General features: G+C 47.3%; 15 protein-coding genes. 4 read left to right on the forward strand and 11 right to left on the reverse strand.

Going from position 1 to position 12,454, the window contains the following annotated elements:
* The first annotated feature begins 23 nt into the window (after window positions 1–23).
* On the forward strand, window positions 24–305 hold the full coding sequence (locus IEW26_RS26725; RefSeq protein ID WP_229730061.1) for a hypothetical protein: 282 nt from the start codon (window positions 24–26) through the stop codon (window positions 303–305).
* Here the strand turns inward: IEW26_RS26725 and IEW26_RS26730 are convergent.
* From IEW26_RS26730 to IEW26_RS26750, 6 genes are all read right to left on the reverse strand, one after another.
* Window positions 277–468, reverse strand: a complete 192-nt coding sequence (locus IEW26_RS26730; RefSeq protein ID WP_373288584.1) for a Spo0E family sporulation regulatory protein-aspartic acid phosphatase — start codon at window positions 466–468, stop codon at window positions 277–279. The genes IEW26_RS26725 and IEW26_RS26730 overlap by 29 nt on opposite strands.
* A 243-nt stretch (window positions 469–711) precedes the next feature.
* Window positions 712–1,746 (reverse strand): hypothetical protein, encoded by a 1,035-nt coding sequence (locus tag IEW26_RS26735; RefSeq protein ID WP_229730062.1) that lies wholly within the window; start codon window positions 1,744–1,746, stop codon window positions 712–714.
* 67 nt (window positions 1,747–1,813) lie between these two features.
* Entirely contained in the window at window positions 1,814–2,815 is a 1,002-nt protein-coding gene (locus IEW26_RS26740) for a cysteine peptidase family C39 domain-containing protein (protein ID WP_229730063.1), read from the reverse strand.
* Window positions 2,805–3,719 carry a helix-turn-helix transcriptional regulator gene (locus IEW26_RS26745; protein ID WP_229730065.1) on the reverse strand — a complete coding sequence of 305 codons (915 nt, stop codon included), beginning with the start codon at window positions 3,717–3,719 and terminating at the stop codon, window positions 2,805–2,807. Before IEW26_RS26745 ends, IEW26_RS26740 begins: the two co-directional genes overlap by 11 nt.
* Window positions 3,720–3,856: 137 nt before the next feature.
* Window positions 3,857–4,051, reverse strand: a complete 195-nt coding sequence (locus IEW26_RS30480) for a hypothetical protein (RefSeq protein ID WP_111272697.1) — start codon at window positions 4,049–4,051, stop codon at window positions 3,857–3,859.
* Window positions 4,052–4,230: 179 nt separating this feature from the next.
* The gene (locus IEW26_RS26750) at window positions 4,231–4,557 is read right to left on the reverse strand and encodes an ArsR/SmtB family transcription factor (protein WP_188594610.1); all 327 of its coding nucleotides are present in this window, start codon (window positions 4,555–4,557) and stop codon (window positions 4,231–4,233) included.
* Window positions 4,558–4,760: 203 nt separating this feature from the next.
* Here IEW26_RS26750 and IEW26_RS26755 point away from each other — a divergent pair, with 203 nt between their 5' ends.
* Window positions 4,761–6,131: an MFS transporter gene (locus IEW26_RS26755; RefSeq protein ID WP_188594611.1), complete on the forward strand. Its 1,371-nt coding sequence runs from the start codon at window positions 4,761–4,763 to the stop codon at window positions 6,129–6,131.
* A 459-nt stretch (window positions 6,132–6,590) separates the two neighbouring features.
* Here the strand turns inward: IEW26_RS26755 and IEW26_RS26760 are convergent, their stop codons facing one another.
* The 4 genes from IEW26_RS26760 to IEW26_RS26775 all read right to left on the reverse strand — a co-directional run bounded on the left by IEW26_RS26760 (window position 6,591) and on the right by IEW26_RS26775 (window position 10,014).
* Entirely contained in the window at window positions 6,591–7,043 is a 453-nt protein-coding gene (locus IEW26_RS26760) for a nuclear transport factor 2 family protein (RefSeq protein WP_111272694.1), read from the reverse strand.
* 77 nt (window positions 7,044–7,120) lie between these two features.
* Window positions 7,121–8,293, reverse strand: a complete 1,173-nt coding sequence (locus IEW26_RS26765) for an MFS transporter (protein ID WP_188594612.1) — start codon at window positions 8,291–8,293, stop codon at window positions 7,121–7,123.
* Between the two features lie 267 nt (window positions 8,294–8,560).
* Window positions 8,561–8,968 carry an RrF2 family transcriptional regulator gene (locus IEW26_RS26770; RefSeq protein WP_111272692.1) on the reverse strand — a complete coding sequence of 136 codons (408 nt, stop codon included), beginning with the start codon at window positions 8,966–8,968 and terminating at the stop codon, window positions 8,561–8,563.
* A 206-nt stretch (window positions 8,969–9,174) separates the two neighbouring features.
* Window positions 9,175–10,014, reverse strand: coding sequence for an AraC family transcriptional regulator (locus tag IEW26_RS26775; RefSeq protein ID WP_188594613.1), 840 nt, complete (start codon window positions 10,012–10,014; stop codon window positions 9,175–9,177).
* A 117-nt stretch (window positions 10,015–10,131) separates the two neighbouring features.
* Between IEW26_RS26775 and IEW26_RS26780 the strand changes: the two genes are divergently transcribed.
* Both IEW26_RS26780 and IEW26_RS26785 read left to right on the forward strand, forming a co-directional pair.
* A complete protein-coding gene (locus IEW26_RS26780) occupies window positions 10,132–11,136 on the forward strand; it encodes a Gfo/Idh/MocA family protein (protein ID WP_188594614.1) in 1,005 nt (334 codons plus the stop codon).
* A gap of 69 nt (window positions 11,137–11,205) precedes the next feature.
* Complete coding sequence (locus tag IEW26_RS26785; protein WP_188594615.1) at window positions 11,206–12,156, forward strand: aldo/keto reductase; 951 nt, start codon at window positions 11,206–11,208, stop codon at window positions 12,154–12,156.
* 80 nt (window positions 12,157–12,236) lie between these two features.
* On the opposite strand, the gene IEW26_RS26790 is transcribed toward IEW26_RS26785, so the two are convergent.
* Window positions 12,237–12,416, reverse strand: coding sequence for a hypothetical protein (locus tag IEW26_RS26790; protein WP_188594616.1), 180 nt, complete (start codon window positions 12,414–12,416; stop codon window positions 12,237–12,239).
* Window positions 12,417–12,454 lie beyond the last annotated feature (38 nt).

Here is a 12,454-nt window from a genome sequence, read left to right on the forward strand (position 1 = left end):
CATCGCAAGTAAAGGAGGATACAATGATGAAGTTGACAGAACTAGGTGTGTTAGTGCTTGAAGAAAAGGATATTGACTATATGTACTGCTACCGGGATCGAGATGGAATAAGGTTTGATGACTCATTTCTCTCTTTCTTAGAGTCTCAAAAAATAACACTGTCTGAAGGCGATGTCCGAACGATTCACTTTCAGTTTGACAAAGAAGAGATGCCGCTCTACGAAGAACGCGAACGACTTATCTCGGAGGTTCAGTCAGCCGTTCGTACACTTGACCCTAAATATGATGGTTCCTTTGTGAAATGAAGCCTCTGGCATCGTTATATTCATTAATTAGTTCATCCAGCACCATCGACTGACGGATGACTTCCGGATGCTGCAGATTCGTATATTGGTTTGCCATCTGGTAAAGTCTCTGCCTTGCGTTTTCGATACATTCCTGAAGGGTTTCCGGGTTCCGTACCATCATTCTGCCCCCATTCATTCCTTGAATTCACATCCAAAAAAGACCATCTATTATAATATTCGGAATGAATCAGGATTCAGATTACCTTTATTTCAAATTTTATATATTATTTTCATAAAAGCAACGTACCACAATACTGCGTTCGGAACATTGTGATACGCAAAAAGACACCAGATGGGCACATAGCCTTTCTGGTGTTTAACATGTCATTAAATGTACAGCTCTTCTGATGGAGTGTGCGTCGTTTTATCTGAGCCCAATATCCGTAAAACGGTTGTTGATCGTTTCGGGAAAAGCATGTTTAATCGCATCAATGGCAGCCTGTTCCGTATCCCCTGCGCTTCGAATGAGTTCACTAACTCGCAGTATACTTTCCGGTTCCCTTGCATCCCACGCCGCGGAATTATCCAGTACTTCAACAATAGATACATAGAGATCCGCAAGCCGTATGTATTGTACAATCACTTGATCCATATGCGGCGATAAATGTTCAAGCGCTCTGACATATGAGGAGATCTCCCCTCTTGTATAAGCATAATAGCGAAGCACCGCTGCCGCCTGATTGCTCTCATAGTTTCCAGACTGCAGCACATCCGCAACCGCGGTGTATGCGGCAGAACCGCAAGCGTAATCCTGCGCTGGCAGCATATAGTCATGCGTTTCCCATTTGAATACAGCCTGTATTAACGACTCCTTGCACACTTCCCACATATCGATGGATTGGTGAGCTTCCAACACTTGAAAATACCAATACGGTGAGTTATTCCGGCCGACTAAGGAATAGGGTAAACGAAGCACGTCAGGATCATCTCCTGTGCAAAAAAATAGGACTTCCTCGTCATCGTCGTATCCGACAACCACCACAAATTGATCGTGCCACAGCACCGCCCCGGTTCCCCGACCGATCGAATTTTTGATATTCTGTAATGCATGCTTCTGATAAAGAGGAAACGTCGGTTCAAAGGAAAATCCGGCGGCCTGACTGGCTGTCACTCCGATGAAATCGGCAGCAACAAAATTTTCTGCCATCCAGTTATACGCCGAGATGGATTCTCTCGTCAGACGACGATCGACCACGAAACGAAAAAGACTGGCTGTCATGCCTGCAATCATATAACGTGGGAGCTGTGTCCACTTTTTGTGTAACAAAATAGGGTATAACGTATCTGTATAGGTGCCTGTTGCGTATCGCCATTTAACGGTATTAAGATTAAACGAGGTACCATGGGACGGTCGTTGAATCAAATCAGCCAAATCAGTCAACAATCTCATTCTCTTCATTTTATGAGCCCCATTCCTGCATCCATTCTGCCTTCCTTTTCTTCATCGTACATCCCCATCCCCAGTTCTACCGTGCGGAATGTGTGCCCCAGCGGGGTACCGTAGATCGTTTACGATCGGCATACTGCGCTGATATGGTACGAAAAGAATCCACCGCCTGTTCTTCGAGTAATTTCGCATATCCAAGCCACTTTGCAAGTTCCTCATTGGCATCCTCCCGCAGCACAAGTCCATTTCCTTCCCTTACCAGAAAGGTTCTCATCTGCTGGATCCGTTCAGCAATCCGGTTATAACACAGCAATGCCTGCTCCAGTTCAGTCCATAAGCCGCGAACATCATGTAAATACATTCGAATCTCGGTACGCGATTGGCAGTAGGAATCCAGAAGGTAGGCTGCTCCTGAACCATCGTAATCTCCAGAGCGAAGTCCTTCAATCCAAACGTCATATGCCAGCCGTCCAGAAGCTATATTCTGATCAGGCAGCAAACGGTACGGAATATCCCAATCCTCAATGGCCAGTCGTAAAGATTCGAGCACCATTTCCTGCTCTGTAAGCTGCACCTGATCACCAAAAATCTGACAGTACCAGAAACCGGTGAAATTCAGACCGAAATTGTCATACAGTACAATGTGCGGCTCCTTGCTCCAGCCATCCTGCACATAAAAGACCCGATCTGCATCATCATATCCATAAATAACACCAAACTCGGGCATCCAGTAGATGACGCCTTTGCCTTCATCCAGACTGCGTCTGACCCAATTCACCGCATCCTGCTGATAATAAGCAAATGTCGGATGACGACTGCGTCCACCATCATATATTGTAAATAGGCCAAGATTGTCGATCCCGCCTTGATGAGCAACTCCCCACTGTCCGTAAGCCGTTACCGACATCGGTAATAATCTCTTATGAACGGACAATTTAAAGGCCATGCCAGTGTACCCTGCAAGCATATATTTTTCTCCTTGGAATTGACCTGAATACGTTAAAATGGCATGCAGGCTGTCCACAAATGACTTCGACTCCCGTGTCATCACCAGATGCTCCAGCATGTTCTCAGCCATCATGTTCTCCCCCGTCCTGTCCCCTGCTCACCCGCTCTGTAATTTCTTCTGCCCGCTTTAGAAGCTTGCGTCTAAGCCATTCGGGGGAGAGTAATTCCTCCCACTCCGCAGCGTACAGATGCTGCATGAATACGTCCGCATCGTAAAATTCAATCAAGCAGACCTGACCCTTTTGCTCCCGAATCCGGTACCCTTGCCACCGCTCCGATCGTTGCATTTCACGGAAACGAATCTCGGCCACAAACGGTTTTCGCACAGGCAATGCATCCTCCAAGCCGCTGATCCATGTATCCTGGTTGCATTCAAAGCGTTCGTCAAGCAGCGTCAGCTGCACGATGCTTTCCAGCCGAATCGGTGTCTGCTGCATCGGGTCTGTCTCATAACCAGCCACATAGTCTGCATTAAACTGGGCAGTCAGCTTCACTGGACAGAAGATCATCTGATGTTCCCCCTCATGATCCTTATAGTAGATATACACTTTACGTGCATCCGCTATAGCATGAGTCAACAATTCAAACCATTGAAGGTGTTTGGGCGATGCTGCAAACACCGGATACGGCTCTTTAGGCAGGTGCTCATCCATCGTAAAACGTTCCAATAAGTGTGCCACCCGTTTCACCGTATCCGCATGCTCATAGTCGTAATGCCGATATCGATGAGCCAGATATTTGAGAACTCCCTGCTCCTCATCCGTCATATATAAATGCGGCAAACGAAAGGTCTGATCCTCGTAACAGTACCCTCGATACTTGGCCACATACACCAATGGGGCTCCGAGGGTATTTAGCATATATTCAATATCACGCTGCGCCTGACGCCGAGATATCTCGAATTGTTGGGCCAGGCCACCGCTGTTCGGAAAACGCCCGCTGCGAATCTGTTCATCAAACCAATGAATCCGATGCATACTACTCAAGCGATTTCCCCCCTCTAATCATTCGAACGTTTATTCCTGTATTATAACAAAAGGCTATAGCCTGTTCCGAAGAACAGGCCATGACAGGTTATCCATATACATTTCCTAACGTATTTTGTCTTTCAGCGCTACACATTTGCCTCTGCCAGATCTACTCTGGACTGCACGGCTTTAGAGCATTTTTTACAAACCTTCAGACTCGTACCATCTGTTTTCGTTTGCGTATACAACAATTTGATCCGGGTACTCCTGCATATTGGACATGTTCCCCGTCCTCTGGACGGAAGACTCCACAGAACGCGACCTCTTTTCGTTTTAGCCAATGATTGTGAACCTCTTTTCAATAGGGTTTATGTGTTTTTGTTCACCATCATTATAGAGGCAGTGGGACGACACAGAATGTCGCATCAGGAGCAATCTTTTTTCAAGTCAATATGGAGTCATACATGAGCATCTATCCAAAAATAAAAAATGCCCCTTCTTCGTATCGAAGAAAGGACAATTATTCTGGCGATTCTGTGCTTGTCTGTGCTGCAGCTTGGAGAAGAGGTTGAAGCAGCCCTGGAAATCGTTCTTCCAGATCCTCAGACCGCAGTGTAATAAAATGCTGTGTACCCTGTACTCGGACTCGAATGACCCCCGCCTCACGTAAGGTACGGATATGGTGCGACATCGTTGATTTCACAACACGGGCATGAAAATGACTACATGGCTGCTCCCCGCTTCTGGCGGCTTCGGCCACTATCCCCAGCCGGGTTGGGTCACTGAGCGCATAAAGCACAGAAGAAATCTCGATATCCGCTACTTGTGGATGATGTAAAATTTTCATAAGGCAGTCTCCTTTTTAAGACTATGCATTGTATTCTAACATACATCCATGATATATTTCTAATGTTCGATACCAATCGAACTTATAAATTTCGCAAGCATCCCTTGTTGTGAAACATAGGGTCTGACATTATACACCATTTTGCAAATGTTACACACCGTTTCTGAAATGTTGCGAAATACACATCATGATAGGAGGTTTTTATGAACAACACGGCTACGGCAACTCCGATGGAACGGACTAGCATACAAGAAGGATTAATTGTGGCATTACTTGGTTTTACCGTAGTGCTCGTCGTAATGAACACGATGATGTTTAATCTGGCTCTGCCCAAAATTGCGGCTGACTTCAAGCTGACCTCTGTCGCTTCTTCCTGGATTGTTACGGGTTATTCCATCGTATTTGCGATTTCCTCGATTACGTTCTCCCGTTTATCCGATTTTGTGCCGATACGCACCCTGTTTATCACCGGGCTTACACTGCTCGGAGCCGCATCTGTCCTGGGTTTCTTCAGTGACCACTTCATTATTCTGCTCATTGCCCGTCTCGTTCAAGCCGCAGGCGCAGCATCTGTTCCGGGACTTGCGATTGTGCTGATTACCCGTTACATTCCGAATGACCGCCGGGGTAAATCAATGGCTGTTATCATGTCCGCCAGTTCGCTGGGTCTGGGACTAGGCCCGGTGCTTGGCGGCAGCATTACTCAGTTTCTGGGATGGCATGATCTGTTTATCGTCACTGGCTTAGCGCTATTTTTGATTCCTGTTTTTTATAAACTGTTACCGCGAGAGACGCCGCAAAAAGGGTCCTTTGACCTGCTTGGCGCAATTTTGCTGGCTATCGGTACAACCGGGATTTTGTTATTCCTGACTTCGCGTCAGGTCATCACACTCATTATTGGGGTAACCGCACTGCTGCTGTTCTGGTTCCGCATTCGCCGCGCAGCTGATCCGTTTGTGCAACCTGCACTCTTCAAAGACAAGAAATATATGATCCTCAGCTCGCTCGGTATTGTATCTTACATCAATAACTTCGCCACATTGTTCCTACTGCCGCAGGTTTTGGCGCATCTTTACGGACTGACACCCGCACAATCAGGACTTGTGATTTTCCCGGGGGCGCTCGTGTCGATGCTGCTGTCCAACCGCATCGGGCGCATGATTGACCGTCACGGCAACACGTTGCTGTTGAAATTCGCCCCTTGGCTGCTTCTTGCTGCTGCCGGACTGTTCGCTCTGTTTGCAGACCAAAGCATTTATGCCATCATGGCTGTATATATGCTGCTCAGCGTTGGTTTCTCTTCCTTGACGACCAGCGTATCCAACGAATTGTCAGGCAATCTGTCCATGGATCAGGTGGGCGCAGGTATGGGACTGTTCCAGCTCAGTCAATTTTTCAGCGGCGCTTTCAGCGTAGCCGTAACCGGGGTTGCCTTGACCGCGATGCAGAACATGCAGCTATCTTCGGCGTATAGCTTTATTTTCTGGGGCATGACTGCGGTTGGTCTCGCATCGGTTATCTTTTCGCAAATTTATCTGAGAATGCAGTCACAGAAACAACAAGCAGCCCGGTAAAAGTCAAGATTTGCAGCTCCAAGCGCACGTTGCTTTGCTGTATGACGTTGAGGGTCGATAACTCTATCCTGTCTCGTTCGAACCAGAACGTGGGGTTGAGCGTAGCGCCAGATGTGGCGCCGAACACAACAGTGGACGTAGCGTCGGACGTGGGGTTATACGTAGTGTCAGACGCAGCGCCGGATTTCGCAGCGGATGCGGCATGTACACTTTTCACTTTTACATCGGCGCTAACGATCAGGAGAAGCCTTATTAGACTCATTTTCAGTGAATTTTAACTCTAACGATTCCCAGAAGCGCTATTTCGTCAGAAACAGGACTCCGGGGGCAAAATTGGCATTATTTCGCGAAATAACTTCTCCTGAAATCGTTAGATTTAAGTACAACTCCGAAAGTGGGAAATAAGGCTCCCTGAAATCGTTAGAATTTTGCAGCTGTAGAGCGTGCGATGTTATTCAACTATTCAAACAGATCCAAGCGCAGACGTTTCAGGCTGGTATGCTGGATGCACCATTGTCCGTCAATTTTGACAAACGTCTCGTGGTAATGCCCGAATCCATGGAAGGATTTATTCTCATTGCCTTCCGGAAACGTCACCCAGTCCTCCATAGGCGAGATAACCTTCGCTTCTGTGTCCGATACAAATTCAACCTCTGCACTATGCACATGATGTACCGTTACCGCCGGATCTACGAGATCACGGAACACCTGCACAATCGTGTCACGACCAGTCAAAACAGGAATTGGATTGCCTTCCGTACTGAAATCAGCAACGGCATCGGGAGCAAACACGTCACCGAGTTCATCCCAAGCTTTCGTATCAATATAACGGCAGTAGCGTGCCTTCGTATTTCGAATTTGCTCCAGAGCCAGCAATTGCTCCAGTTCGGTCATCGTTGTTGTTAGACTCATACATATTTCCCTCCAAAGATGTTAGATTGCGATCAAGTATGTAGATAAAGGACCTTCCTTATTGTAGCATTCTGTCTTCATAAAAAACTAGAGACTTGCCGCTCCTGTCTGTTCTGCTCTTTACCCGGGGGAATCAGATATAAACCTAATGGGAGAAGTAATAACATCATAACAGCAAACACAATATAAGGCACGTTGGAGCCAATCGTATCGAATATATATCCCCCGACTGCAGCACCAACCATGCCTCCCAAATTGTTACTGATCGAGAATTTACCGAATGCATCTCCAATATGAGCTTGTGATGTTCCTTTAATGAATGCACCATCCAATGCATACTCCTGAGCAGTAGAAAAGAAGTCCATTGCCGTGCAGATAATCGCAAACAAAAGTAAACTTGGTGAAAAGGCCAGACCGAGTGCACCCATGCTGCATACAGCGATGGACACAAGAATCGTTCTTCGATATCCTCTCTGATCTCCCACCCTTCCCAATTTTTTACTCACAAAAGGAAAAATAATCATAGGCACAAGGAATACAACAGTGATAAGTTCGATGCTGGCACCGTGCACCTTCTGCATATATGGAATGAAAATGATACCCGATATAGCGGATACCATACTAAGGCATAAATTAAAACACCAGATTTTACGCTGCTCAATGGATAATTTGACTTTCCCCTTCTTTTCACTTGTTATCTCTTTATTGGGGATTTCAGGCGATTTCAACGTATAAATAAACCCGAGCAAAGAGGCTGACCCACAAATCAGAAACAACACACTCCAGCCATGGACAAATTCGTAACTGCTTAATACAAGATAACAGATTCCTACTCCCGCCAGACGACCAATCTGCTGCTTACTGCTGAAGGCTCCCATTTGTTGGCCTAACTTTTGATTACTGTCCGAGATGAGTCCGATTAATGCCATCATCAGCAGAATTCCGGCTATTCCATTCATAATATTTGCCAAAATTATAATAGATAAGGTCGTTGCTCCTGCATAGATAAAGTAAGATACCGTGCAGCATAATAATGCGCACAGAAATATATGATGGCGGCTGTAGCGATCAGATACTCTACCCAGTACAAGCTTCAATATAATTTGTGTAAAAGATAGAATCGATACGGTTAATGAATATTGAAACGTGCTATAACCAAGCTCTCTGATATAAATCGGGAGTAAAACCCATAGAAATATTCCTGGCAGGGATATCAGCATCAACGGGATTGAAAGCTGTTTGTGTTTCATAAGCCACCCCTTTGCTCATTCATCATTTCAAAAACAAGCCTCTTCACTTGGTATATAAATACAAATGAAACTTATTATACCACAAAAACTCCGACGCAACTGTGAATTATTGTACTGCCATAACTGTCTGTTCTAAGTGTCAACACACCCTTTCACGTATAAAAAATCCCCCTCATCTCTGACGAGAATTGGGGGATTTCAAATCATAATTTGAATACAGAAGACCGTCATCCATCTGTTATAACTGGCTTGCCGGGACTAGGGACATTACAGCGAATGGGCATTTCTCATCTGAGAAGCCAGCTCGGACATCTTTTTACGATGCAGGAAACTTTCCATCTCTTCCTCCGCCTGAACCATCACCTGCTGAATCAAACATTCGGCATTATGGTTTTGCGAGCATTCGAACAAGGAGGCCCGGCCTTCGATCGCATGAATAATTTCCAGAAAAGAAGGATCAGGGTTCCTGCGGCTAAGACGATAACCGCCATTGGCACCAGATGTGGATTCAATCATACCCGCCTTTACCAGCTTGGTAAGAATTTTGGATAGGTACGTTGGAGAAACCTTCTGAAAATCAGCCAGCTGATGCACACTAACCAGCTGCTCAGGCGCTGTGCTGACGAGATACAGCATCGTATGCAGCGCATAATTTGTCGCTTTGGAATATTTCATGAGAGTACACCTCATTATATACGGATTTAATTTATCCATAATAGACCTGATTGGACGCCCTGTCAAACAAACCCACCAAGCAGTGCGCAGGGCAATAACTCGCTACGGCTGGATTACGAATTGAACCATTGCCACTGCTGTATGTGACTTGTTAGGAATTAAGCGTGGAAACCGTTTCATTTGTTAGATTGATTCATATGAACCGGCTAGTGGTGATACAGTCCCCGATAATCGGTTGGCGTCATGCCCTCATGTGCCATAAACTGGCGGTTAAAATAGCTGGCATTCGGGTACCCCGCTTCCTCCGCAATCTGCCCGATGTTGTCCGAAGGACGTTCAAGCAGCCACTGCTTCGCCATCTGCAGCCGGGAGCGCGTGATGAACTCCAGTGGAGTCATCTCCACAGCATTTTTAAATATTTTGCAAAAATAATACGTACTCACCCCTGCTCGATCTGCCCAGTCCTGTAACAAAAAAGGCTCACACGCTTCCTGCTGCATCTGCGGCAATAACGCCAGCACCCGGCTTTCCGTTTTGCTTGTTGCCCGTGTATTTTTGAGCGGAACGGCATGCTGCACAAATTCTGCAAGTAAAGCATACGTCAGTGTCGACAGCTGCGCTGGACGAAGCATCCTGTTCTGCTCGGCCTCGTCAAGCAGCGCCAGATGTGCCTCCTCCCAGGACGCACGCTGCCTTAGCGTCCATAACAGATTGCGATGCAGCCCGCGCTCCAGCATATAATCATGCAGACGTTCTCCGTAAAAATGCACCCACCGCACGTCCCAAGGCTCGTCTTTACTACTATAATAATGCTGCCGCTGATGCGGAAAATAGAGTACCGCCTGACCCGCCCTAAGCTCATGCACGACACCGTCTGCTTCCACATATCCTTTGCCGGCTGCAACATAATGAATATTGAAATTGTTCAGCACACCTGCCTCTCGCAATACGGAATGCTGTTCATGATCGGTATAATGTCCGACAGACTCCGGGTAACAGAAGTAGGGAATATCCTGCAGGGTCAGCAGCACCGTCTGTCTCATCATAGTGCTTCACTCCATTAAACAATATTGTGTTAACTAACTTCAATATATTATCATTTTAATTCATTCATCTATTCATTATAATCACAATATACATTCAATTACAGGAGGAAACAAGTTATGAATTCTGTTCAAAAGTTACGCTGGGGTATTCTTGGCAGCGCCAACATTGCGATAGGTTCTGTCATTCCTGGCTTACAGCAATCGGAGTTGAACGAGGTTACCGCCATCGCCAGCCGGGACCTTGATAAAGCACAGCAAACCGCTGATAAACTTGGTATTGAAAAGGCTTACGGGAGTTATGAGGCTATTTTGGAGGATGGCTCCATTGATGCCGTTTACATTCCGCTGCCGAATCATCTGCACCGGGAATGGACGATCCGCGCAGCACAGGCTGGCAAACATATTTTATGTGAAAAACCACTGGCTCTGACCGAAAAGGAAGCGCTCGAAATGGTTGAAGCTTGTGCAGATGCAGGCGTGCATCTGGCTGAAGCGTTTATGTACCGCCATCACCCGCGTTATGACCAGATTCGTGAAATCATTGCCAGCGGCGAGATCGGTGAGATCCGCGGTATTCACAGTACGTTTTCCTTTAACAATTCCGGTTCATCCGGCAACGTGCGTTTCCGTAAAGAATGGGGCGGCGGCGCGCTGTATGATATCGGTTGTTACTCCATCAGTGCGGCCCGGCTTCTGTTAGTGCAGGAACCCAAGGCAGTTACGGTCATTGGCATGTTCTCGCCGGAGCATGATCAGGTCGATATGATGGCGTCCGGTCTGCTTGAATTCGATAATCATGTCGGCGTTACCTTTGACAGCAGCATGTGGGCGGCCTTCCGCAATACGCTGGAGGTGCTTGGCTCCGACGGAATTATTGAAGTGCCTTCTGCTTATATCGCTCGTCAGGACAGCAGCTCCAACTTCTTTGTTACCTCAGGTGGAGAGCGGCGCGAGGTCGAAGTGCAGCAGGTCAACCACTACGCTTTACAGGGGGACGATATGGCACGTGCTGTGCTGCAAGGGAAAGAGCTTCGTTTCGCCCCTTCGGATGCGGCAGCCAATATGAAAGTGCTCGAAGCTTGTCTTCGCTCAGCGGAGGAACGTACAAGAATCACGCTGTGAGCCAGCAGCCTAAGGATGAATTAGCCCTATAAGACTAATTGTCTTTGATCAGAGAGGATGGATGAATCAATGGAATATATTGAAATCGCTGGTGCAGGCAAACCTGTCTCCCGATTAATCAAAGGAACAGACTATTTCGTGCATGACGCCTATGAGAAAGCCGCGACAAACCTGGATGCATTCCTGGCGATCGGTGGCAACACGGTGGATACAGCACATATCTATTGCGGTGGACAGAGCGAAGAGGTTCTTGGACGTTATATGAAGGAACGCGGCAATCGCGACCAGATGGTCATTCTGACTAAAGGAGCCCATCACAATCAGCACGGCCCTCGTGTGAACGCGGATGCCATTCGCAGTGATCTGACGGATAGTCTGGAGCGGCTGCAAACGGATCATGTCGAGCTGTATGCGCTCCATCGGGACGATCCCAACATTCCTGTCGCTGTAATCCTGGAAGCACTGAACGAACATATCGAATCTGGCAAAATCGGCGCCATCGGCGCCTCCAACTGGACCTGGCAGCGGCTGGAGGAAGCTAACGCTTATGCCGCATCCCATGGTCTCAAAGGCTTTACGTTCAGCAGCCCGAACCTCAGTCTCGCCAAGGCTAACGAGCCATTCTGGGCAGGCTGTGTATCCGCAGATGCCGAGACGCTCGCATGGCATGAGCAGACACAATTGCCGCTCCTGTCCTGGTCTTCTCAAGCTCGCGGCTTCTTCACTGGCCGATTTACGCCTGAAGTAAGAGATAATGCTGACCTGGTACGTGTATTCTACAGCGATGGCAACTGGGAACGGCTGCGCCGTGCCGGGGAATTGGCTGAATCGAAGAACACAACAGCGATTCAGATTGCTCTGGCTTACGTATTGAATCAGTCCTTCCCGACCTGCGCATTGATCGGCGCACAGAATCAGGCAGAGCTGCTCTCCTGCGACGAAGGCTCACGCATTACGCTCACCTTAGAAGAGATTGCCTGGATTGATCTGGCGAGTGAGGTTAAACCGGCAGGCCTGTAAGTTACCGCCTGAAGTTTTAAACTCGCTAAACGTAAAAACACAAGACGTTAAATAAGCTGATGCGACCAAACAATAAGGGATCAAGGCAAAGAATTCTTTGCCTTGATCCCTTTATTTGAATAGATCGATAATGTGCTGTCTGTGGAGTAACGCACACGCACACGCACACGCACACGCACACGCACACGCACACGCACACGCACACGCACACGCACACGTCGCAAAGTATACTTTTTTATCGCTCCACCGTAAATTCTCATTTGTACCTATCTGGAACCATCGGCTGCAGTCAACAAGC

This window comes from Paenibacillus silvae, from assembly GCF_014639235.1.
In the GTDB taxonomy this organism is placed as follows: Bacteria; Bacillota; Bacilli; order Paenibacillales; family Paenibacillaceae; genus Paenibacillus; species Paenibacillus silvae.